The 25,645-nt window shown below is 39.6% G+C and carries 17 protein-coding genes; 2 read left to right on the top strand and 15 right to left on the bottom strand.

Annotation, left to right across the window (positions count from 1 at the left end):
* The first annotated feature begins 258 nt into the window (after positions 1–258).
* Complete coding sequence (locus tag BSAG_RS18980) at positions 259–1,758, top strand: L-lactate permease (RefSeq protein ID WP_004314807.1); 1,500 nt, start codon at positions 259–261, stop codon at positions 1,756–1,758.
* Between the two features lie 324 nt (positions 1,759–2,082).
* Here the strand turns inward: BSAG_RS18980 and BSAG_RS18985 are convergent, their stop codons facing one another.
* The 3 genes from BSAG_RS18985 to BSAG_RS18995 form a co-directional block, all read right to left on the bottom strand.
* Positions 2,083–3,186, bottom strand: coding sequence for an AAA family ATPase (locus BSAG_RS18985; protein ID WP_004314808.1), 1,104 nt, complete (start codon positions 3,184–3,186; stop codon positions 2,083–2,085).
* Positions 3,161–3,895: an RNA ligase family protein gene (locus tag BSAG_RS18990; RefSeq protein WP_008019617.1), complete on the bottom strand. Its 735-nt coding sequence runs from the start codon at positions 3,893–3,895 to the stop codon at positions 3,161–3,163. Before BSAG_RS18990 ends, BSAG_RS18985 begins: the two co-directional genes overlap by 26 nt.
* Before the next feature lie 131 nt (positions 3,896–4,026).
* The gene (locus BSAG_RS18995) at positions 4,027–5,424 is read right to left on the bottom strand and encodes an RtcB family protein (RefSeq protein ID WP_004314810.1); all 1,398 of its coding nucleotides are present in this window, start codon (positions 5,422–5,424) and stop codon (positions 4,027–4,029) included.
* 515 nt (positions 5,425–5,939) lie between these two features.
* Here BSAG_RS18995 and trxA point away from each other — a divergent pair.
* On the top strand, positions 5,940–6,437 hold the full coding sequence (gene trxA / locus BSAG_RS19000) for a thioredoxin (RefSeq protein ID WP_004314811.1): 498 nt from the start codon (positions 5,940–5,942) through the stop codon (positions 6,435–6,437).
* 187 nt (positions 6,438–6,624) lie between these two features.
* On the opposite strand, the gene BSAG_RS19005 is transcribed toward trxA, so the two are convergent.
* The 12 genes from BSAG_RS19005 to BSAG_RS19055 all read right to left on the bottom strand — a co-directional run bounded on the left by BSAG_RS19005 (position 6,625) and on the right by BSAG_RS19055 (position 25,636).
* Positions 6,625–7,341, bottom strand: a complete 717-nt coding sequence (locus tag BSAG_RS19005) for a LytR/AlgR family response regulator transcription factor (protein ID WP_004314812.1) — start codon at positions 7,339–7,341, stop codon at positions 6,625–6,627.
* Positions 7,338–8,447 (bottom strand): sensor histidine kinase, encoded by a 1,110-nt coding sequence (locus tag BSAG_RS19010; protein WP_004314813.1) that lies wholly within the window; start codon positions 8,445–8,447, stop codon positions 7,338–7,340. The genes BSAG_RS19005 and BSAG_RS19010 overlap by 4 nt, the downstream gene beginning before the upstream one ends.
* Complete coding sequence (locus BSAG_RS19015) at positions 8,444–9,526, bottom strand: sensor histidine kinase (RefSeq protein WP_004314814.1); 1,083 nt, start codon at positions 9,524–9,526, stop codon at positions 8,444–8,446. Before BSAG_RS19015 ends, BSAG_RS19010 begins: the two co-directional genes overlap by 4 nt.
* A gap of 57 nt (positions 9,527–9,583) precedes the next feature.
* Entirely contained in the window at positions 9,584–12,061 is a 2,478-nt protein-coding gene (locus tag BSAG_RS19020; RefSeq protein ID WP_008997355.1) for a TonB-dependent receptor, read from the bottom strand.
* 286 nt (positions 12,062–12,347) lie between these two features.
* Entirely contained in the window at positions 12,348–12,890 is a 543-nt protein-coding gene (locus BSAG_RS0222605; protein ID WP_004314816.1) for a hypothetical protein, read from the bottom strand.
* A gap of 193 nt (positions 12,891–13,083) precedes the next feature.
* On the bottom strand, positions 13,084–15,168 hold the full coding sequence (locus BSAG_RS19025) for a beta-glucosidase (RefSeq protein ID WP_004314817.1): 2,085 nt from the start codon (positions 15,166–15,168) through the stop codon (positions 13,084–13,086).
* A gap of 67 nt (positions 15,169–15,235) precedes the next feature.
* Positions 15,236–16,807, bottom strand: a complete 1,572-nt coding sequence (locus tag BSAG_RS19030) for a PKD domain-containing protein (RefSeq protein WP_004314818.1) — start codon at positions 16,805–16,807, stop codon at positions 15,236–15,238.
* Between the two features lie 18 nt (positions 16,808–16,825).
* On the bottom strand, positions 16,826–17,986 hold the full coding sequence (locus BSAG_RS19035) for a sialidase family protein (RefSeq protein WP_004314819.1): 1,161 nt from the start codon (positions 17,984–17,986) through the stop codon (positions 16,826–16,828).
* The gene (locus BSAG_RS19040; RefSeq protein WP_004314820.1) at positions 17,973–19,427 is read right to left on the bottom strand and encodes a RagB/SusD family nutrient uptake outer membrane protein; all 1,455 of its coding nucleotides are present in this window, start codon (positions 19,425–19,427) and stop codon (positions 17,973–17,975) included. Before BSAG_RS19040 ends, BSAG_RS19035 begins: the two co-directional genes overlap by 14 nt.
* 19 nt (positions 19,428–19,446) lie before the next feature.
* Positions 19,447–22,731 (bottom strand): SusC/RagA family TonB-linked outer membrane protein, encoded by a 3,285-nt coding sequence (locus BSAG_RS19045; protein ID WP_008025673.1) that lies wholly within the window; start codon positions 22,729–22,731, stop codon positions 19,447–19,449.
* 25 nt (positions 22,732–22,756) lie between these two features.
* On the bottom strand, positions 22,757–23,989 hold the full coding sequence (locus BSAG_RS19050; RefSeq protein WP_004314822.1) for an MFS transporter: 1,233 nt from the start codon (positions 23,987–23,989) through the stop codon (positions 22,757–22,759).
* A 6-nt stretch (positions 23,990–23,995) separates the two neighbouring features.
* Positions 23,996–25,636 (bottom strand): sialidase family protein, encoded by a 1,641-nt coding sequence (locus BSAG_RS19055; protein WP_004314823.1) that lies wholly within the window; start codon positions 25,634–25,636, stop codon positions 23,996–23,998.
* Positions 25,637–25,645: the final 9 nt, after the last annotated feature.

Here is a 25,645-nt window from a genome sequence, read left to right as displayed (position 1 = left end):
GTTGAACAAGGCCGCATCATTATCAGGGAAAATCCGAAATACCTTAGTCTGAACGAAATGTATCAGGTAGCCAACAGCTATCCGAAAGGCAGCAAAGCTAGGTAACGAAGCTGCGCTGGCCAACTTAAAACAATTACAACAAATTCTTAGCGTGAAAATGAAATAAACAGAAAAATCTTTTTATTCAACCGACCAAAGTGGGACGTTTGTTTGTTATATCAATAATAAACGACGTTCCACTTTTTAAATCTGATAATTATGACCTTGATCCTTGCTATTATTCCGGTGTTACTGTTGATTATATTAATGGCATTCTTTAAAATGCCGGGTGACAAAAGTAGTATCATTTCTCTGATCGTGACGATGCTGATTGCTATTTTCGGCTTCGCTTTTTCAGTAGACAATCTGTTTTACTCCTTTTTATATGGGGCGTTAAAAGCCGTCTCTCCTATCTTAATCATTATCCTGATGGCTATTTTCAGTTACAACGTATTGTTGAAAACAGAAAAGATGGAGATTATCAAACAGCAATTCGCTTCTATTTCTACCGATAAAAGTATCCAGGTGTTATTACTGACTTGGGGATTCGGCGGACTACTGGAAGCGATGGCCGGCTTTGGGACAGCAGTTGCCATTCCGGCAGCCATTCTTATCAGTCTGGGATTTAAGCCTATCTTTTCGGCAACTGTAAGTTTGATTGCCAACAGTGTAGCCACTGCTTTCGGAGCGATCGGAACTCCGGTGTTGGTATTAGCCAAAGAAACGAATTTGGATGTATTGCATCTTAGCACGAATGTCGTATTGCAGTTATCCGTTTTGATGTTCCTGATTCCGCTGGTTTTGCTTTTCCTTACTGACTCCAAACTTAAATCGCTTCCCAAAAATATATTTCTTGCCTTATTAGTAGGCGGAGTTTCTTTAGTCAGCCAGTATCTGGCTGCCAAGTATATGGGTGCTGAATCTCCGGCCATTATCGGCAGTATTCTTTCGATTATCGTGATTGTTCTTTATGGAAAACTGACTGCCTCTAAAGAAGAGAAAGCACGGAAAAGCCATCTGAAAACAAAAGATATACTGAATGCATGGAGCATCTATTTGCTGATTCTATTTTTAATCATTCTGACCAGTCCCCTCTTCCCGGAATTGCGTCATACATTAGAGAATAACTGGATAACCCGAATCAGTTTGCCCATCAATGCTTCCACCGTCAATTATACCATTTCCTGGCTAACTCATGCCGGGGTATTGCTTTTCATCGGAACTTTTATCGGTGGATTAATTCAAGGAGCTAAAGTAAAAGACCTGTTCATCGTTCTTTGGAATACAGTGAAGCAATTAAAGAAAACATTCATCACCGTGATCTGCCTTGTGGGATTATCCACAATTATGGATAGTGCCGGAATGATTGCTGTGATTGCCACGGCACTGGCTACGGCTACGGGAAGTTTGTATCCACTGTTTGCTCCGGTCATCGGTTGTCTGGGAACGTTTATCACCGGAAGCGACACCTCTTCCAATATCCTTTTCGGAAAGTTGCAAGCAAGTGTTGCAGGGCAAATTCATGTCAGCCCGGATTGGCTGTCCGCTGCAAATACAGTAGGTGCTACAGGTGGTAAGATTATCTCTCCACAAAGTATTGCTATTGCTACTTCTGCGGGAAACCAACAGGGAAAAGAAGGTGAAATACTGAAAGCGGCTATTCCTTATGCGTTGGTGTATGTGGCGATTACCGGAATTATTGTTTATATTTTCAGTTGATTACCCCAAAGATATCTCTAATAAGTTTACGATGTCTTTACCCTCACACCCTCTCCCTATTAGCTCAAACCGCTTATTCATCATGGTTACAGGTGGGAGGGTAAACGGTTACTTTCAACCTGCCTCGTAATTACTCATTGGAAAATTTCCGGTTAACAGTAGTTCCACTTTGTTTCATTACTTGGGACAAAGTGTTTCACACTGGGAAACAAAGCGTTTCAAGCATTGAAACAAAGTGTTTCACACCGAGAAACGAACTGTTTCAAGGCTTGAAACATATTTTGAAACTATTCGGTCATTATTTGTATAAGTTCTATAAGTTACTTATACCACATGATATACCACTTCATGCGCTTCCGTCAGTTGAGGAACCTCCAGTTTATCCAACATCTTATCCAATACAGATTCAGGAAGTGCATATTCCCTGCTTTTATTTTGTTGACGCCAAGTGTGATAGGGCTGTTCCAGATAGACTATCTTCACTTTTGCACCATAATCAACAAACAGATCAATCAGTTGGGCACGCATCTGACGAGTTATGTTAGTAGCATTCCAAACAAAATCCTGTCCTTTGCGAAGATACGTTCTGGCTTCTTCCTTCGCCATTTGCACTACCCGTCCATTCGCCGACTTATCCGTGGGACTCAATTTGTACTTGCGACGAATGGCATCCAAGCTCACCACCGGCATATCCATGCCAGCAGACTGAATATAATAGTCTTTCCCCATTCCCGGAAGTCCTGACAACATCGTCACTTCACATTTAAACTGTTCGTGAGGGATATAATCAATATAACTGCCTTCTGCATGGAAGTAATGAAAGCGTGCATAATCTGTGGCAAACTCTCTCGGTTTACTCCAACAATCTTGTTCACGGCAGAAAATCTCAAACAGTTCCACTGCTTCCAACAACCCATTCTTATCTTCACAAATACGTCCTCTGACATCAGCTTCAGCCAACATTTTCAGTAATGAAGTATCTACCCGTAAAGAAGCTTCACAGAGTTTCTTTACAGAATCCGACTTCTCCATCAGCCAAACAGGCAATCCGTGATACCGGACTAAAGACGCAATCTGCTCCCGAATATGGAACGGAGCAGGACAATCCCGGTATAAAATAGTACGGGTAGTGTACTCTCCTTTTCTGGCGTGCCCTTTTACCCGCCCCTCTCCTTCATCCACGGAAGTCGAACGTTTTTCAACATCATGCAACAATGCAGATGTCCAAATAATTTCTTTCTCCAAGGTGCAGAGAGTCTGATAAGCAGAAGACTGCTGCAATGCTTCCAACACCATACGGGTATGCTCGGCCACACTTCCCTCCGCGTGATAACAAGTATCTTGCGGGACTACATTCATTTCGCGTACCCACTCGAACTGCTGTTCAAGTGAGCACCACGATTTATCTTCTATCAATTTCCAATTCATCATTATTCTCCTTTTCATTACTCAATTCCCAGACAAGCGGGGCACGTTTCCAATTACGCGTCCAATGCTCATCTGTTTTGACGTGTCCTTTTCGCACATATTTAAACACATGATGCGCAAATTCGCTTACCGGATATTCCTCGATATTGCGGCTGACTACTCCTTCACGAGTACAAGCCACTTTTGTCCACGGATCACATGAACCGAAAACAGACGGGTCTTGTGACATATCAATGATTTCCTGTTTTAAAAGTTCCGGCGTTAAACCGGAAACAGGTTCTATCTTCAACTCTGGAACAGTAGGCAAGTCAAATAAAGCTGCATAAAACTTCACTTCTTCCCATGACAACCATTGATCCATGCAACGAACCGCAAAGATATAAAAATGCGTTTCTAATCGCTGATATTCAATAGAATGTATGGCGTATAGATTTTCTCCAAAGATTTCTATATCACCCAAATCATTCTTTATCAATTCCCAACGTTCCCGCAGTTGCCTCGTCCAGGGTGAAGTGGTGGGAGCCGCATGCGAACGGGCAAAGACACCCCACTGACTCAAACAATTATTCTCTCCATCCAACTTCTCGGTATGCACCAATGTCTTAATCCGTTGGATATCTTCCCAATACGTATGATTAATCCGGTCATCACTAGTCGTTCCGGGAGAGAACGGATAGTGATAGGTACGACCATATTTCTCTGATATCATCTTCTTCTTTTTTTTTAATTAAATACTTATTCTTTTTTGCACAGCTAAACAGCACTAAAGCCACTACCCGGCAACATTCCGCAGGTCCTCTGCCGGAAGTAATTTGTAAATAGACTTTTTCTTTCATCGCATCATTCCTTATTCATTCGTACAATGCGAGGCATAAATTTGCCTTGCACTTCCACTAGTGTCTCCTGCGTATACATCACTCTGTCAATGTCCTTGTATGCCAGCGGCATTTCTTCCACGCTCCCACCAATCAAAGTTACTCCTGCTTGCGACAGTAACTTCTTCAAAGCCGATTGCGTAAAACTATCTTTTGCCTTTTGGCGGGACATTGCCCTGCCGGCTCCATGAGAAGCCGAATTCAACGCATCTTCCACCCCTTTGCCACACACCAGATAACCCGGGGTGGCCATACTTCCGGGAATCAATCCCGCTTGTCCCTTTTGCGCCGGAGTAGCCCCTTTACGATGGACGATCGCCATACGTCCCGGTGTTATTTCCTCTTTCCAAGCGAAGTTATGATGATTATTGACATTAGCGAGAGGCTTCAACCCCAAGGCTTTCGCCAAATTCAAATGAATCCGTTCATGACAGGCACGGGCATAATCACCTGCCAGATTCATACTCATCCAATACTCCTGTCCCTCTTCCGTGTTCAAATCCAACCAGGCAAAATGTTGTGCTTCACGAGGAAGCCTGCACACTTCACGTGCCAGCAGACTGTAATGTTTTGCAATAGCAGCCCCCAATCCTCGTGAACCGGAATGTGACAGCAACGCCAAGTAACTTCCTTCCGGAAGATTCAGTACATTTTTTTCTTGCAAAGTGATCTCGCCGAACTCTACAAAATGATTGCCACCACCGGAACTCCCCAGTTGACGGACGGCCTTTCCATGCAAGTCCCTCAATAAAGGCGTCAGACGGAATTCCTCCCTATCCAACACTTCATGTTCCTGCTCAAAACCCAATCCACCATCCATACCGAAATGGGTGAAATCTTTCAAGGCTTCTTTCATCTGATAGGCATACCGTTTCAGAAAATCTGCTCCGGCATCGAATACCGTCAGACTCATCCGGCAGCCGATATCAACTCCTACGGCATACGGAATCACCGCATTATCCGTAGCAAGCACTCCACCGATAGGCAACCCGTATCCGGCATGAGCGTCAGGCATCAATGCTCCGGCCACTGTTACAGGCAAGCGCATAGCCAGGTTCATCTGTTGTTTGGCAATCGTCTCGATAAATTTACCTCCATAGGTTTTATACATCAACGGCTCATCCAGTAAATCATAAGCTATAAACTCTTTCGCTATTATAGTCGGCGAAAGGCGTTCGGCCAGCTTATTCCATATTTCATTGTTTTTGTAAGATTCGGGATGCTCGAGTATATCGCTCAATGTCATTTCAATCTGTTCTTTTGTGTTATATTTGCAATGTTTGCTTACAATGTCCACTACCAGACTGCGGGCAACATTATCCCGGTATCCCAGTTTACTTAAATCTTTTAATCGTATTCCCATACTCTTTTTTCATTCGCATACAACATTCCCTGTCAGCCTCACCGACAAACGACGATGCAATACACGTGATACCAATGCTTAGGATACGGATATAAAATACCCTCCTACCGCATTGAAGTGATTAATTTTAAAAATAATAAATGTGATTGCGGGACTAATCAACCATTGCCGCCTGTTAGTAGAATTGCGGTCAATGTAAAAACCATCAGTTCAATATAAAAAATAATAAGTTGCAAAGCCTCATCCTCCCGACGAGACAACTTAGTCCTAATTTGAAAATATTATAACTCCAACATAATTAATACCCTTTCCATCAATTTTAAAGGGTGAATACTCATTTTATCGCGGCAAAAGTAGTGCTTATTTTTATATCTTCCAAAGATTAATAGACAAATTTTAGTATTCAATAACTATCCGAGGGAAGTTTTGCCAAGAGTTTCTGTCAAATTGCTATTTTATGGTCCCTTTATATCGTCTATCTTTGCATCAGATAAAAACAAAAAGAAAGATAATATATGAAACAGATAAAAAGCTTATTAAGTGTCTTCGTCTTGACACTGGCAGCCACAGCTTGCGCGGGAAACAGCGGAGAAAATAAAAAAAGCAATGAACCAACAAAGGAGGACAATAAAATGGAAGTAGTAGCATTAAATAAAGCAGATTTTTTAAAGAAGGTATATAACTATGAAGCCAATCCAAACGATTGGAAATTTGAAGGCAGCCGTCCTGCCATCGTAGATTTCTATGCTACCTGGTGCGGTCCCTGCAAAGTGATACACCCGATTCTGGAAGAACTTAGCAAAGAATATAGCGGCAAAGTAGATATCTACCAGATTGATGTGGACAAAGAACAAGATCTGGCAGCAGCATTCGGTATCCGCAGCATCCCTACCCTATTGATGATTCCGATGAAAGAGGAACCGAGAATCATGCAGGGAGCTATGCCTAAAGACCAGCTTAAAAAAGCAATTGATGAATTTCTTCTGAAACAAAATAACGAAGCAAAGCAATAGACTTCGACTTTTTTCTCGTCATGGCAACTGCCCTCTATTCGTCTTTAGAAGATGGATAGAGGGCTGTTTATATATGCCAAATGATAAGAACAAACATATTTGCATATATTCGCACTTCACTTTATCTTCTTATTTATATTTCAAATTGAAAAAATGCAGAAACATTGAATAATACTACATCACGATCTCACACTCTTTGTTTCATCACAAACCCCTCAAAGAAGTCGTCGCGGTAACTATTACCGATAGCTATTTCATACGATTTTATGAATATATCATTATTGTCGAACGATTCGATGTGACCGGTATTGACAATATATGACTTATTCACTCGCAGGAAGGTTGATTTGGGTAACAAATCGAATATGGCTTTCAAACTCATACGGGTGATAATACGTTGATCGCTAAGTTGGATTATAACGTAATCTTTCAATCCTTCAATGAAGAGAATATCGGAGAAGTTGACTTTGAAATACCGGCGTTCTGCTTTCACAAAAAAATAGTCGGCAGTAACCACCGTTTCGATGGCTTCTTTCTCTTCTTTCAGTAACAAAGAATGGTAAGACAAAGCCTTATCCACAGCTTTTTGAAAACGCTCCGCTTCAACAGGCTTAATCAAATAATCTATCGCATCCACTTCGTAACTGTCCAGTGCATACTCTGTGTAGGCTGTGGTAAAAATGACCAGTGTTTTCTTTGAAATCGTACGTGCAAACTCAATTCCTGTAATCCCTGGCATCTGAATGTCAAGAAAAACCAAATCAGTCACATGTTGCTCCATGAAATCGGAAGCAGTGGACGCACTATTAAAACTCCCTATTAATTGAAGGTTATTCGATTCTTCTATCAATAGCTTCATGGCTTCACGTGCCAATGGTTCATCGTCTACAATAATACAATTCATAATGTTATACTTAAAATTACAGTATATTTATTTTCATTCTCTATCTGCTTCAGTTCATACCGACCGGGATACAACAGCCCCAATCTGCGTTGAATATTCACGAGTCCTATCCCTCCGACTTTCCCTTTACTAACGGCAACTTTTGGTGTGGAATTCTCGCATCGAAACTCTAATCTATCATTATCAACCTTAAAAGAAACGTGCACATACGAAGGATGCTCGCTGTCAAAACTATGCTTTACCGCATTCTCCACAAAAGGAATAAACAATAACGGCTGAATCCAAATGGAATCTGTCTCTCCATGTTCCTCCATCGTAAACTGAAAATTATCACGACGGATCTTTTCCAGATTCAGATAATCATTTAAGAAACGGATATCCGATGCTAACGAGACTCTTTCTCGCGAACTGTCATTTATCTGATAGCGCAATAAATCCTCTAATTTGAAAAGTACTTTGGATGCTTCTTCCGGATTTCTCTTTATCAGGACATTGGCATTATTCAGCATATTAAAAAGAAAATGCGGATTAATCTGATTTTTAAGAAACTTCAGTTCCGATTGTAAAGTCGTGGATTCCAGTTCATCAATACGCAGGTTATAGCGTAGCCAATGCATGAACAATGAGATAGCTGCAGAGCCTGCCATGACAAAGCCAATGGTCAGTATGCCCGAAAAAGCATTGATAAAAGTGGCAAAACCATTGGGATCTTTTCCGGGCAGAATCACTTCAAAAAGCAAACCTTGGGTAACTGAAAGAAAAGTAATGACTGCTATATTTGTAATGACTGCCATCAACACATAACTACCCCAACGATTCTTCAACAGGAAATAAGGAACCAATACATACAGGTTTATATATATCACCATATTCATAGAAGCAAAATATGCCAGACATCCGCCCAGTCGCCTCCCAAAAGAGACTGTTTGTAAAGGCTCATACCAAAGGACATTGATTGTTATCAAAACAACAACCAATTGCAGCAGCAAATGCCTGTATATCCGATAACGGGGACTCAATAGAAATGCAGTGACACTTTTATCATTCATATTTCTGTCAGTGGTATTTTTATTGAAGTCATTACCATGATTGGTATCCCTACTCATGACTCACCTCCTTTCAGTTCCAGCCATATACTGCCGACAGCCAATGACAATCTGTAACGGCTTCCATACAAAATATCCAATCTTTGTCTGATTCTTTCCAGCCCTTTATCGGACGACAAGAGATTTACTTCAGGACAAGCGCAAGCGAAAATAATCGTACCCTTTTCCGCTTTCAAATGAGTTTTCAATGAAACAGGAGGCTGTATCTGTTGCTCGTCTATTGCTTTGACTATATATTGTACAAAAGGGATGAAAAGCAAAGGTGGTACCAACATTCTGTTCACTTCGCCTTCGGAAGTAAATTCATAGTAAAATTGTGGTCGGGAGGTCTGTTCCAATGTCAGATAATTAGTAAGAAATGTAATTTCGCTACTAAGCAAGACTTTGGCCCTATTGCAGTCATACAACTGATAGCGGAGAAGTTGGCTTAACTTCATCAACATCTTTGAGGCTGTTTCCGGCTCACTCAACGTTAATTCTCCCGATTGGTGCAATGTTTTAAAAAGAAGTTCAGGGCTGATCTGTTCTTTTAACCGTTCCACTTCAGAAACGACATGGGCTTTCTCCATTTGTGAAACACGCTGGTTGTTAATCATCCACTCCTTCAGGAGAACTGTCATCGTACCTCCTATCATACACAGCGTAGATAACATAAAAGAAGAAATATAGTCCACTACCATGTGCATCGAAAAATAAGAACCTCGCGCATGGAGTTCCGGCCAATAGGAATATGCCATATATTCTATTGACATCTGTATCAACAGAGCTACGATCATCGCAGTAGAAAGCAATGACAAATAGGTCAGATAATGTCTCTTCAACAAATATTTCGGAAAGAGTTGGAAAAGATTCAAGTAGATAACCGCTACATAAGTGAGCAGGTAAAGAAAGGTAAATGTGTAAATCCATCCGCCCAATATATCCTTATAATCCAAAAAGATAATAAAGACCTGATTGAAAGAGATCGTCCCCAGCACCAGGATAAGTACCAAATACCGCATCCATCGTAAGTCCGGACTAACGAGAAATCGATATAAAAAGGTAGATTCACTACCTGTTGCAAGTGTTTCAGTTGTCATACGCTTTATTGGGGACGAAGATAAAACATTTTTCCGGTTAGACTCTATACCGTATCTCTAAAATTCAAGTTTATAACTCACATTCGTCAATATCGTAGAATTGTCGCTGACATCTATTTTTCCAGTTTTCACATTATATTCATGACCGTAATGTTCTTTAGCACCCGTAAAGTTAAGTCCTTTCACTGCAAATTCATGTGATACTTTTCTCTTGTTGATACGATAACTGACAGTATAATTACCAATCAACATAGGAGAATATTGTTTTGAGAAAGCTTTCGTTTCGTCATATTGCACTTCTTTATCCGGATGATTCATCGTTGCCTCCAAGTCAATCGGAGAATATCGATCACCACCTTGCAAGGTTAGTTTCAGGTTGACACTAAGTATATTCTGTTTATTTCTTCCCAACATCCATTCTTTACCGATGAGTCCGTTTATCACATAATTACGGTTAAACTTCGTGTTATACCACACACCGTCCCCACCCCGGTAACGGGAATCAAACCAAGAACCCGAAATCATATAATAAAGTCCTTTCTCCAAAAAACGTTCGAAGGTAATGTCTATTCCCACATTGCGTCCTCTTCCTTTATTAACCAACGCATCTTCCACATAAAAATCAGAACGGTTAAGTACGGAGTAAGAACTATCCGCCATTACTGGGACATCATGCAAAAACTGGATATATGGTTCTATCTTCAGATTCATGCGATCAGAAATCTTGTAACCGAATGATAACATAATGTGCTGTGCTTTTGTAAAATCAAGATCTTTATTGACGGATTGATTGCCTGTACTTTTCGTTTTAACAAAATATACATCCATCTTTTCCATACGACTGTACATTCCATAAGCCAACGCAAAGGTTGTTTTTGGAGTAGCTTGCCACTTCAAGCCAACCCGTGGTTCTACAGACCATTTATTGTTCAGAGTCAGAAGCTGTCCATAGATTCCTGCATTAAGGGTCCAACGCTCTGTTAATCCCACCGATGAACTATTGTAGGCTGAAATCAGACTTGTATTACCTTTTCCTTGAGATACAATTTCCAGTGGTTCGGCTTCATAAGGAGCAATGGAAAGATCCATTTTGTAGAACATATTGGTATAGGTGAATCCTGTCTTGTTCGTAAAACGGTTACTGAATTTACGATTAAAGGTAGTGGTAAATATCAGGCTGGTATATTTTGAATCAAGATCCATATAAGGAGTAGACTCCATCGAATGGTTGAACAAGGTTGCTCCTCCGTCGAGTTGCGAATAGGTAGCGGCTATCGTGGTCTTCAACGATGCGTCATTATTAAAGAAATAACGATGGCTGACACCTCCGGCTGCCATATATTGCTTGTCTCTTGATTCACTGCGGTCGCCCCAATAATCCCATTTCTCTGTGTTCTTCTCAAAATCACTGGTGAACTTATCAATCAGGCTCGTTCCCCAAACAGAGAACGTTCCGGCTTTCTGTGTTGGAAAGTTGAGTTTGAGGTTCAGGTCCTGATAATCCATCGTTCCTCCTTCAAGATTCAGAAGTCCGGTTGTAGAATAACGGTAATTGAAAATATACGATGCTTTATGTTTCTTGCTCAAAGGGCCTTCGGAAGCGACGTCGATTCCCATAATTCCCACCTGAATGGTATTTTCGTTCTTTTGGTTGTTGCCGTTACGCAATTTCATGTCAAAGACTCCGGATACAGCATTTCCATATTCGGCAGGAAATGCTCCGGTGAAAAAATCAGAGTTTCCAAGCACTTGTGAACTTAGAGAGGAAAGGATTCCTCCACCCAACGTAGCGATGTCCGCAAAATGATTCGGATTAGGAATTTCGACATCCTCCAGTCTCCATTGCAACAGATGTGGGGCATTGCCATGAATAGAAATTCCATTGGAAGAAACGCTGGGAGCTACTCCGGCAAAAGCAGAAACCAAACGTGCGGGATCATCAAATCCACCTGCATAACGGCTCGCTTCTTCTACACTCAACATACGTGCTCCGGTAGTAGCCATCTTATTCATTGCTTCTTCCTTGTTCGTCCGCGCACGAATTATTACTTCGTTTAATTCGTTCACGCTTTCTTTCAAAGGTATTTCCAAATATATTTCCTTGGCGGAGGTCACCAGTATTTCTCTGAAAATGCCCGGTTCATATCCCATAAACGCAGCTTCTACGGTATGTCGCCCGACAGGAACCTGCGGTATACTGAAACGACCAAGACTGTCTGTTATCGTACCCGCCCCCTCTTTTTCAGATAGCTTTACTGTTGCATACGGTATCGGAAACTTCGAGTCTCCATCTATAACAATCCCACGGATGGTCTGCACCGGACGTCCTTTCCGTCCTGTTGTCTGGCTGAATACTGTTACAGACACAAATAAAGCGGTCAATAATAGGATCCATCCGCCATAACGATATATTTTCCGGGAAAGTTCTTCACTTAGAACTTTTTCAAAAGTTTTGAGCACTGTCCCACACTCATCTAAAGAGACGCCCGACTGAATAGATATTTTCTCCAATAATCTAGTTTTATTCATCTTCATGATTTTATTCCATTTTTATTTCGTCACGAAGATAAGGGAGAGATCAGCACTAATTTTTCAAATGAGACGAACGCGTCCCATTTGTAGACTAAATGCAAAATTAGCAAGATGAAAAATAAAAGAAAAGAAAAATGAATGAAGAAAATAACGACAAAGATGTGAAGGCTAACGATTAATCTAACGATAAGCTGCGCAACTTCCACTTTGAAAGCAGCCTCACCTTTTAATAAAAGTCACATCGCTTTTAAAGAATATATAACCCATTCTAAAGGTGGTGTGACTTTCATTAAAGTCCTTTGGTAATTACAGGCAACCCAAATAAGCCCTTTTGCAAAGTCAGAATCTTCGGCCGACCTGTCTTTGTCTTATTATAAGTAGAAGGAGATACATGCAATGTTTCTACATTCCCATTTTCAAAAGCTACCTGCAAATAATATTCTTTACGAACGCCATCCGACACATAACGATGTCTGCCGACTCTACGGGTTTTCTTGTGTGTTTCCACATATTTTTTCTGTACCATGACTTTCTCTTCATGCGTGGAAGCAGAATCGGCGAACCAGTAATTCCCCCCAAGAAACAAAACACAACTGATAGCACCGACACAAACCAAATGGCAACAACAATTAATTACTTTATTATCCATTGTTGTCAGCCAAATCCATCCTTTATAGAAAGGAATTGTTGCTATCACTATTATAAGTGCCACTCCAACAGGTATCCACCAGGCAGCCAATGTATCTTCGTATACTACATAGGCAACTCCACATGAAATCATAATCACGAGAATCATCAGGATACGAAGTGTATTAATAAATATAATTTTCATGATATTGTAATATATGTCTGCAAATATACAGAATTGGCCAAATAAATAAGACAACTCCACCATTAAATAATAAATGAATGAGATATTATCAAAAAAACTACAATCTAAATAATTATCAGACTGTAGTTTTATTAATTTATGCTTAAAGGCAAATTCTATCATCGGCATCCACAAAGTAGCCCTAAAAGTATTCCTATTCTTTTATAAAAGAAAGAGTTTGATTTATATGCCTGGAGGATGTTCCTAGAAAAATTGTATATTGTCCAGTATTTGTTTTCCAACTATGTGTCTGATCATCCCAAAAAGCTAAATCCTTGGAAGTTATTATAAACTCAAGGATTCGATTTTCCCCAGGTTTCAAGGATACTTTCTCAAATCTTTTTAGTTCTTTTTCGGGACGTAATACACTTGGCTGGTTCTCTTTGATATATAATTGTACCACCTCAGCTCCTTCACACTTACCTGTATTCGTAAGAGTAACAGAACATTTTATAGTCTGTTTATCATTCATCTTGTTAGATGATAATCGTGGTTTTGTCAAAGCAAATGTTGTATAGGATAGTCCATATCCAAAAGGATAAAGCGGTTCTATCTTCTTTGTATCATACCACCTATATCCAACTAATACATCTTCCTTATAATTAACATCATACACATTAATAAGATGCTCATTTTTAAGCTCATTATAGAGTGATGCCCCTTGTGGCAAATATCCCCATGCCGGTGAATCTTTAAATGACCTTTCTATAGTCATCGGTAATTTTCCTGATGGATTTACTTTTCCGATAATAATATCAGTAAGTGCTTCAAATCCAGATTGTCCTCCATACCAACCATAAATCAAAGCTGCTAATTGTTCGTTCCATGCTGACATATCAATCGCAGACCCAGTATTGATAATAGCAATAGTGTTAGGATTATTTTTAGTGATATAGCGCATAAATGATTCGTCTTCTCTAGGTAAAGCAAACGGACGTTCTACGGCTTCTTTATCCCGTGTACCCATACTCAATAAAACAACATCAGCCTCTTTTATCTCTGCCACAGTAGGCTTTTCAATATAATATACAGTTCGCCCAAAGACTTTCTGCAAAGCATCAATCAGACTTACATTATTATACCCTATCACTTCTGCCGCACCATAGCCACGAGGTATTTCATATACAAATTTACCGGTTAATAATATTTTTCTATTTTTTGTAGGATCAAGCGGTAAAATTTCATTCCTGTTTTTAAGTAATACCACACCTTCTTCTGCAACTCGCCTCGCAGTCTGCTCATGTTCAGGATATTTACTTAACAAAGTCGTGTCATACTTAGGCCTGCTATAAAATCCCATGGCAACACAAGTAGCCAAAGTGGGCCGTATCATATCGTCTAAATCCTTCTCTGTTATTTTCTTTTCATGATATAAATCCAATACTGATACTCCAAAATTATATGAACCCGGCATTTCCAGATTTTGACCTGATTTAATAACCTTTTCCAAATCCCACACAGAATTCCAGTCACTCATAACCAACCATTTAAATCCCAGCTTTTCTCTAAGAATCTTCTTTATTACATACGAACTTTGTCCTGCCCATTCGCCATCGATCTGATTATAAGAAGTCATTACAGACATAGCTCCTGCATCTATCCCAGCTTTAAAACCCGGCAAATAGATTTCATTCATAGCACGTTCTCCGATAATGGAATTACTCCGTTTACGATAAAATTCAGTATTATTCCCGTAGAAATGCTTTAAACATGCCGCTGTACCCGTACTTTGAAGTCCGGTCACATATTGACTGACCATTTGAGATACCAAATAGGGATCTTCTCCAAAATATTCAAAATTTCTGGCACATTGAGACTGTCGATAGATATTTAATCCGGGACCTAACAAAACCTCAATTCCTCCAGCTCTACATTCTTCTCCAATAGCTTTAGCATATTGGTAAGATAACTCCGGTGAAAATGTTGAGGCTAGCAAAATGGGAGAAGGAAAAGCTGTTGAACGTTCCAGTTGCTTTACAACGTTAGGATCAGGCAAATTATTCCGGATATTAACCCCTTGTGTCGCATCCGACAAATAAACAGGAAGTATTCCTTTTTCTTCAAAACCTTTGATAAAAAACTTATTATAGCCCCTAACCATGAGCGCTTTTTCCTCAATTGTCAGCTTCTTTAATAATTCATCCGCCTTCTTGTATGCTTCACTTGTCTCCATTACCTGTTGTGCATATAAACCAATGCAATTTACAAGCATGAAAATCAATAGAAAAAGTTTTTTCATATTCTGATATTAATTGAATGTGGAACTTCTCTTTTACTGATTAAAAGAGAAGTTCCACAATTAGTTTTTAGTTATTGTATAAATCTTGTATTTCTTCTTCTGACAATATTCTGTTATACAAAATAAAATCATCCAGATAACCATTCAAGAAGTTCTCAGGTGCAAATTCTCCATTAGTAAATCGATAGTTACAACCAATATAGTATGGCCAATTATCTACCACCTTGTCAACAACCCCTTTCTTTTCAATAACTTTCTGCCCATCTATATACAAATAACTATCTCTTTTTCCATCCACTTTCTTATAAATACATACATAGTGATGCCACTCACCGTCATCCATTCGTTTACCTTCATATTCAGCCCAGTTTCCTGCTTTTCCCTTGTATTCTACACAGAAAACAACAGTTTTACCACTGGTATCAAGTCTAAACCAACTTTGTCTGGGCACAGGATCGGTATAAGTAGCACCAGGTCCCACACCTTGATGAAAGACTGCATTCTTAGCTGTCATATTTGAAACCTTCACCCAAAATGCAACTGTAAATTCACTATCCGTATAATGATTCTTCAATCCTTCTTCAGGAATAGACAAAATTGAATAATTTTGCTTGTCGCCTTGGAAGTGTGCTGCAAATCGACATTCAGCACTTTCTCCGGAAAAGCGCGCCTGAGAATTATATACACTGGAACCAGCTCCTGCCGTAAGTTCCTCAGGATTCAATTGATTTGGACCTGCATCTTTATTATCACCATCGAATGGCAAATACAATACTAACTTTTCTGCAGAAACAACATATACATAACCTTCTTTCTCTTTCGTAGAGCTATTTACTGAGTTTTTAGCTTTCAACGTCACTTTGTATTTTCCTGGATTATTATATTGCACTACAGGATTTTGTTCTACAGAACTGGCTGGAGTACCTCCTTCAAATGTCCATTCCCATTCTTCAACCGTTCCTAATGTCTTATCCAAGAAGTTAATATATCCCCCGGCATAAGTATTCCGGCATTGTGCACCAAAATCAGCGGCAATCGCATTTTTATCAATAACAGTAATATAATCCTCTCTTACTTTGTCCGAAGACGCTTTGGGATTCTTAGCTGTCAATTTAATAGTATAGATTCCCGGAGAAAGTGTCATTTGTGGATTTTGTTCTGTTGAAGTGATAACTGCTCCACCTTCTTTAGGTGTGAAACTCCATAACCACTCATTCGGATAGCCTTTGGACAAATCTTTAAAAGAAATAACATCTTCATTTGTAGCAGTAGTTTTATCTGCAGAGAAGTCAACAGTTATCTGCGACGGATAGTTAACAGTAATATATTGTTCCTTCACCATTTCGTTTGCTTCTTCTCCGCGTCCGACAGACAAGGTAACCGAATAAACTCCAGGCTTATTATATACAACATTAGGACTAAATAAGATTGAGGTTTCTGGTTCTCCACCTTCGAACCGCCAATTCCATTTAGAAGGTTCACCAGTAGATATGTCTTTGAAAGTAATACTTTCTCCGATTGTGACTTCCTGAAGATCTGATTCGAAAGCAGCTTGCAAGGACTGCAAATCATCTTCAGAACAAGCCAATAACAATATCACAACAATACACTGTAATAAATATATAGTTTTTCTTTTCATATCAGTAATGTATTAAATTCATTGTATTGATTTTATGCTAACAACTTTAAATGCCAGCCCATCCGTATATCGTTTTTCTCCTCCCTCATAGATAATAGCAATCTGTGAATCAGAGAGCTCAACTATATCAGAGTAACCAGAGTTACCTTCATAAACTGTATATTGTCCCTTCCAGTTTTTCCCATTATCCGTACTTTTTTTGATAGTCATATTAATACGTTCCGTAGCGGAAGCAGCATTCGAAAGAAAAACAGCTCCTCCTATTGATAATATACTACCCTGACACTTACAGTCTATTTGATCAATGCTAATTTGAGGTGAAGACCAAGTAAGTCCTCCATCTATGCTAGTACAACTTTTCCGATAAAAGCCTTCATCTGCTCTCATATTCAACATTAACGTTCCCTCTCCTATCTCGGCTACAGAACATTCTCCAACACCACCGACAGGAGTAGGTTCTCCTGGTTTCCATGTTTTTCCGTAATCATCAGAATAAATGATATGAGAATAACTCGTGACCTTTCCACTCTCCCGAGTTGTAAAATAGTTTGGAGCAACTAATCTTCCTTTATGTATTCCCTTTTGAATCTGAATACCATGGCACGGACCGGTAGCATACCAATCCCATTTTTCTTTTTTTACAGAAGAAGTTATTTCAACTGGTTGCGCCCAAGTAATGCCGTCATCATCAGAATATGTATAGTACGGACGTCGGCTGTCTTCTCCGGTACCATTGGTTATTGCCCCCCATTTATCAGTCTGGAAATTCCAAGTCATAAGCAGATGTATTCTACCTCTGTCGTCAACAATAGGCACGGGATTTCCACAAGTGTTTTGTCCATCATTCCATATCGTAATCTGTTTACTCCATGTTTTTCCATTATCCGACGAACGTTTGACTACAAGATCTATATCTCCGCTATCTCCATTACTTCGAGCTTTTCTAGCTTCAGCAAAAGCTAATAAAGTATTGCTTTTACTTTTAACAATAGCAGGTATTCGATAGAGTTCAAAACCATCCGTCCCTTGATTATAAATATAGTTGAATTCGGACGAAGGCACTTCTTCTTCCGGTGGAACAGGAGTTGGGTTTCCTTGTGTCTCATCATCTTTTTGACAAGCCTGTGTAAACATACTTGTAAAAAGAAATACGCATGTAATAATCTTATAGGTTTTCATATCCTTGAGTTTGTTTTAAATTAGGATTGATATTTATATCGCTCAATGGGATTGCAAGATATAATGGAATGATAATATTATCATCGACTTTTTTCTTTAAGTTCGGGACCTCCTGATAAACATCAATCGTTCCACCATAATGAAATCTAAGAAGATCGGGCCATCTTTTTCTCTCAAGATATAACTCTCTTGCACGCTCGTTCAGAATTTCTTTCTCCACTGCTATTTTATTGGTACTTCCATTATAAGTTCCAATCTTGGCACGGTCTCTGACTCTATTCAGTTCAATAATAGCCTGTGGTGTTTGATTTAACGCCGCATAAGCTTCTGCTTTAAATAAATACATCTCTGCAAGCCGATATATAACTATATCTGAGTCATAGGTGCGATCTCCTTCTGTTTTTGTTCCCTTCATCTTATTATCAAAAGTCCCTATTTCATTTCCGTCCGCATCCTTTGCAGTGATATAAGAGTCTTTGGTTCTGATATCTGCCGGATTTGCATTAAAAAGACCTATCAAAAACGGACTTGGTGCATAAGTGCTGCGAGCTCCTCCTTTAGCATAAGGAATTTCATCCTTATTGACCGCCTTTTCTACAAAAACATCTCTTGGCTTCAGACTCTGACTATACTGAGCTTCCTTTTCATAAATTTCGAAATGGATAGTCCATATCACTTCTTTCCCATATTTAGTTCCATAAATATCTGCAAAGTTATCTTCCAGTGAAAGTCCTTTACTTGCCAAATCCGCATAAGTTATGACATCTTTCAAATCTTGTTCCGATCCATTCATCACTTTTGCTTTCCATAGCAAAATATCGGCTTTCAATGCATAGCATGCCGGCTTCGATGCCCTTCCTTTTCCATTTGCATAACTTTCTTCCGGAAAAAGATCAATTGCCGTATTTACATCACTTAGAGCACGTGCCAAAACTTCCTCCGCGGGTTCTCTTGCTAACTTAGGCTTATTTGAACTTTCTGTCGGTTCCAGTTCCAAAGGGGCATCCCCCCATATCCGGGCAATACAGAAATACATATACCCTCTGATACAATACGCCTCTGCCAATAATCTGTTTTTATCAGCCTCTACACCAAAATCTATTCCGGGAGTATACTTCAGCAACATATTACAATGTTGTATTACAGAGTAATAGCTCGACCAGCTATAACCATTTTGCGATGTGAGGTTTTGCGCCCATAAATTAGAAGGGCCACCTTCCAGCCCTGTTGTAAAGGCATCTCCTCTGTCTTCAAAATGAAGAGTAGAATTCGATGTATCGCGCAATTTGGTATAAATACCAATCATATAACTTTCTACATCGCCTTTTGTATTCCAGTATCCATCTCCGGTAATGCTTGAAACAGTATCTACATCCAGTAAGTTACACGAATGCAACAAGAATAAAGAAATGCCTAATAGTATTGATTTAAATTGTTTCATAATTATGAGTCTTATTTAATTAGAAATTAATTTTTACTCCCATGTTATATTGTCTGGGTCTCGGATAAATGCCATAGTCAACACCAGTATATATTTCAGGAAACATGCCATCATATTTTTTTATATAACCAATATTATACGCTCCTGCAAAAACTTCCACAGCACTGAGTCTCATCTTTCTAATCCAAGATAATGGCAACATATAACTTAAAGACACTTCCCTGAATGCCAGGTAATCTCCCTTGCTAAAATACAAGCTATTATTAGTACTACCACTTGCAGAGCTCCCGATCTGATTATCCCATCTCATATGATTTCTATATTGATAATCATAGTCGCTCTGAACAGTATATTTAGGATATTTGCTCCCATCATTCGCACTCTGCCAAGAATTGGTCATTGCCTCTTTGATGGCATTATTATTATTACGTGAGCTACCCATTATCTGTCCTTTGAAGCCATTGTCTATTACATGCCCCATAGCCCAGTCCATAACGATCCGTACAGTTAGTCCTTTGTATTTCAATGTATTAATAATTCCTCCGACTTTATCAGGACGAACATATCCCATGAAAATCATGTCTTTTGAGTCCAATTGTCCATCATTATTTACATCTTCAAATATTGCATCTCCCGCATGTTTCTTTCTTCCTTGTGCGTTCGGGTCATTAGGTGCCTTGGCCGCTTCTTCTTCAGTCTGATATGTTCCCAAGTAATGAAAAGCCCATCTTCCGCCAAATCTCTCACCTTCGGCAATACCACCCACTTTTTTTGTCCCTCCAGTTGCAGGATCATAAACAAAATTTCCTCCTACACGATGCTTTTCTTCTCCATTATCCGGTAAGTCTACTACCACTCCTTTGTTATAAGCAAATGTCAACCCTAAATCCCATGAGAAATCTTTAGTTTGAATAGGAGTAGCATTCAACTCAATCTCTACTCCGGAGTTTCTAACAGATCCATAGTTACTCTTAATGGAACTAAATCCGGTAGAACTCCATAAAGGTTCATCATACAATCTGTCAAATGTCAGTTTGTTGTAATAGTCGATTAACAGTCCTAATCTATTATTGAAAAAGCCCAAATCAACCCCGATGTCATAGGATTCTGTTGTTTCCCAGCGCAACTGCGAATTTTTCAATGTTGTATTTAATATACCGACAGAGCCCTGATAGTTGGTATCTGTAATCTTATATTCTCCTCTCGAATTAGCCACACTCAAATTGTTGTTACCTGTGCGCCCCCAACTAGCACGCCATTTCCAACGACTAACGATAGCTTCCAATGGTTTATAGAAGTTTTCCCGATGCATATTCCACCCAGCAGATACTCCCGGGAAAAATCCCCATTTATTATCTTCCGCAAATCGCGAAGAACCATCGGCACGCATACTAATAGAGAAAAGATATTTGCCATTATAATCATAATTTACACGTCCGAAATAACTCAAAGTGGCTTCCATTGTTTTAGTTGAACTTGCCCGCTGAGTACTATCTGCCGTTGCATTTAATGTCGGAATTAAATCTATGGAGGAACCACTGCCACTTGCAGAAAGCCTATAACTATAATCATGAGTATAGCTGGCACCTGCTACGACTCCAATATTATGATCTTTCACTTTCTTATCATACGAGAGCACTAAATCTCCCTGCAAATGCCTGTCAAAATTATGTTTGGCAGAAGCCGGACGAATTGTATTTCCGGTTGTTTCATTATCTGCCTGAAAATAATTTTCTATACCTTCCGTACCGAAATAATAGGCTGTAGGCTTTAATATCAAGCCAGGCAGAATATTCCAAATTGCACCTAATTGGAAAGTTGTCCTATATACATTGGTATCATCATAGTTAGTCTTATAATAAATTTCATGCAATCTGCTTCTGAAAGAAGAAATTCCTTCACCCGGAGCCGGAGTTCCATCTTCATAATACAAGCGGTAAGTTGGTGGAGTCAATATGCTTCGTGATATGGTATTAACTGTATTTCCACCTCCTACAGCATCTCTCACCTGCAAACTAGCTTTAGTAGACAGACTCCATGCTTCACTCAATTTATAGTTTCCATTAAACAAAACGCTGTAATTCTTATAATTCGTACCTCGAAGAATACCATCCTGATTCAAATATCTTAATCCTACATAATAGTTAATAGCTTCCGTCCCTCCACTAATGCTCAAATCTATTTCATGCTTCTGCCCAGTTGTAAAGGTGGCTTTCTGAAAGTCATTATCCTGAAAAATAAGTTGTTTACCTGTAACAGGATCTGCCATTGTCTGCCATCCTTCGTTTTCCAACAAGTTACTGACATAACCTTGACCATACTTTTGAAGATAAACATCCAAAAACTCAAGCGTATTCTTTGAGTTTCTAGGATTTCCGGTTGACATACCAAATGAACCGCTCAAAAATTTAGCCTGATCTTCTTTTCCATTATAAGTTAAGTCTGCCTGATTAAATTTGGCAATATTCGAACGAGATAATGTTATATAATCCCGTGCATTCAATAATGGGATTCGCTGAGGTTGTTGTTCCACTCCGTATGTGTATCGCAGACTCACAACAGGTTTCCCTTTCTGACCGGATTTAGTCTTGACAAGAATAATACCATTGGCTGCTCTGGAACCATAGATAGCGGTAGAAGCAGCATCTTTCAAGACCTCTATAGATTCTATATCTGCCGGATTCATATCTGATATATTTCTAAAACCTTGTGATATTATACCATCAATAATTATTAAAGGCGTATCACTTTCCGGCGAAGTTGAACTTCCTCCACGAATAAATAATTGAGGATCAGCTCCAGGCTGCCCACTAGAAATCTGTAAAGACAGACCAGGCACTTTTCCTTGTAACTGTAATAATGGATTCTGTCCGGGTGCCTTCTGGAATTCTTCCTTATTTATCTTAGAAATAGAATTGGTTATTAATGCCCTTGATTGTTTTCCATAGCCTATAGCTACAACTTCATCAAGCAATACAGAACTCTCTTTCAAAACAATAACAATATTTCTACGCCCTTTGACTGCAATTTCTTTTGTTTCCATTCCTACAAAAGAAACAATAAGAGTAGCGTCAGGAGAAACCATTATTGAGAATTCACCGGACGCATTGGTAATGGTACCTTTATCTATTCCTTTTACAGAAATTGAAACTCCGGGCAATTCTACCCCAGTTTGATCCTGTACTATACCAGAGACTTTAATTTCTTTAGAACTGATATCATCTGCTTGAATATTTAGGGAAATAAATAAAAAAGCAAATAACACCGATAATATTTTATTCGTATGCTTTATTGAGTTTTTCATAAAATATAAAATTAAAATTTGAAAATTAATCTTTCATATCAATTGTTTTAGGTCGCAGACAAGTGACCAGAATAACCAGCATAGCCAGTACCAATATAGCAAGCAGTGCAAAATCACGTCCCAAGTGTCCGGCATCCATTGATTCGCCTAAAAGGCTCGTAATAGCAGCTCCGGCAAATACACCACACATATTCATGATACCATAAGCGGTTGCCCTGTAACGTGCAGATACAAACTGACAAAGAATAGGCATATTATTTGCGTCAAACATGCCAAAACCTATTCCGAATAACACCGCTCCCATGACCAATGCAAAAATAGAATGACCATATCCGATAAACAGCAGGGAAGGTATGATAAGCCCCAAACCCAACGCACCAGTATATACTCTTCCACGTACATTTTTTAATACCCATCGGTCGGATATATATCCACCTGCCAATACACCGAATAGTGAAGATAAAGCTATAGAAATGGTAGACATAGGACCTGCTACTGAAATATCAATAGACAAGCTATCAGAAAAAAGAGTTGGTAACCAATTCTTCGCCGCCCATCCCGGAGTACCCGGCACACAGAAATAAAATAAGATAACCCAGAAGAAGACATTAGAGAATAACATTCCCAAGCTCTTCAATACCGGAATCTTTTTCATCTTCTGATTCTCCGAAACATTTCCTCTCTCTTTATCACGCAGGAAAAATGCCAGAATAATACCATAACCTACACCTATAATGCCAAACCAATGAAACGTGGTATGCCAGGAATAGATTGCTGCAAAAGTAGCTCCGAACCCACCAATAGCCTGTCCTACATATAATCCCGTCATATGTATTCCCACAGCCAGCGAACGAGTTTTATCTTTGTGAAAATCGGCAATCAGAGACAAAGCAGCAGGTAAATACAGTGCTTCACTAATTCCCATAATCCCACGCAACCAATAGAGTTGATTGAAAGTGGTGGCATAGCCCATCAGATAAGTAACTCCCGACCATACACACAGACTACCTACAATCAACCATTTACGGTTCACACGGTCACCGATGATACCCGACAAAGGACTCATCAGTCCGTATACCCACAGGAAGACAGCCATCAGACGACCAAAATTGGCAGCCGATTCCAATTCCCGGACATCCTCCATCATCGGAATTCGCATAGTGGAAAGCATTTGCCTGTCCATATAATTCAGCAAGGCAACACCCCACAATAGTCCGACTACTACCCAGGGATATATATTTGAAGTTTTATTATTCATGCCTGTTTACTTTAAAATCTCCGTTAAATCGATTTTTATAAAAGCTAAATCCGACTGACTGCTCTCATATAATATGCCTATTGAATTTTCATCTATGGACGTAATGCAGGAATATCCGGCACTGCGATATTGGTCAAAAAGAATCCAATGTTCCTCCGGCCAGGTCATCCCATCATCAAAACTCACTTTCAAAGTCAGTTTATCCCTTTTCCCGTAATCATTCGGATTTACAAAGAGAAGCATGCTTTTCTTTTTTCCTTCTTCTATATATTCATGTCGGTGCAGGCTTGCCATACAGGTAGGTTCCACCAGTGCCTTTCTTGAAGTAGGATGTTCCTTCCAACTCGCTCCCAAATCGGTAGTCGTACAAATTCTCCGACCGTTCACCTCTTTATGTCCTCTGTTCCGGTTGTCGCGCATGTTCAACATCAAGGCGCCATCATTCAATTGTACGACACTACATTCCGTTACATCCTGATATGCAGAGTTGCTGGTCACCCACGTCTTTCCGTGATCTTTACTATACGTAATATTTGAAAAAGGAAGTCCCTTTTCATCACGTCCTTGTGTGGGAAATACCAACGTGCCATCCTTCAACGTAATCCCTTGTCCCGGTGCCGGTGCAAACAGCCACCATTCAGGATGCTTCGTCTTTGCGGTTATATTATCCGGAAAACTCCAGCTAAGACCGTCATCCGTACTTTTCGCTATCATAAACTGGCAGGTTTCTTTTAGTCCTGTTCCGGGTTGGGAGCCTTTTCCTTTCCACTGGTGTGTCCAGACCGTGCTACTTTCATTCAATCCTTCTATCCACTTGCCATCTTTATCCAGCAGGCCATGCATCCACAATCCGGCTACATAAATGTCACCTGTATTTTTATCGACTAGAATACAAGCATCGCTCACTCCATTGTATTTCTGCGGCAAGCCGCCCCATTCTCCCATATCTAATACAGTCTGAACAGGTTGCCAGGTCAATCCCTGATCCGTACTCCGATGAAGAGCAATGTCTATATTTCCTTGCAAATCACGAGAGTAATCATAACGGGCATCAAAAATGGCTAACAAAGTTCCTTGATTGCTGGTAGCCAATCCCGGAATACGTGACGAAACACACCCATCCTGTCCTTTCTGCCGTACCGCTACTCCTACCCGCAAAGGTTTACTTCCTTTTTCCGAGATTTTCAGATTGCCTTTAGTCGTTTTAATCCGGTTACAGTTAAGCTGAATACGGTGATCCAATGAAACCGTATCTTTCAACGTCACGGCTACCCAAAAAGACAAAGAATCCTGATTTACCTGCACTTTATCAGTAAATGATATTTTACGTGCAGCGGGAAGTGCTTTATATAGCAAACGGGATGTATCTATCAGTCCATTTTCTTGTGTACCATATATAGCAACAGAAACAACATCTGCCACATCCGTACTCCCTAATAAATCTAAATCTATTTGCTGAATGGCGTAAGGTTGATTGTCTGCCCTGATTAGAGTAACCTTTAATACAGGACTTGCCGGTTTCTTCACCAACACAGGAATTACCGGTCGTTCCAGCACCCATTTTATTTCTTTACCCAAAGACGTGGCTGGCAATACCAATAATAAAATCATTGAAAATATAATTAATATTTCCCTTCTTACTTTCATAGTATTTTT

The organism is Bacteroides sp. D1 (genome assembly GCF_000157095.2).
Lineage (GTDB): Bacteria > Bacteroidota > Bacteroidia > Bacteroidales > Bacteroidaceae > Bacteroides > Bacteroides xylanisolvens.
The sequence above is the reverse complement of the archived record's forward strand: the minus strand, read 5'-3'. Positions and strand labels throughout refer to the sequence as shown.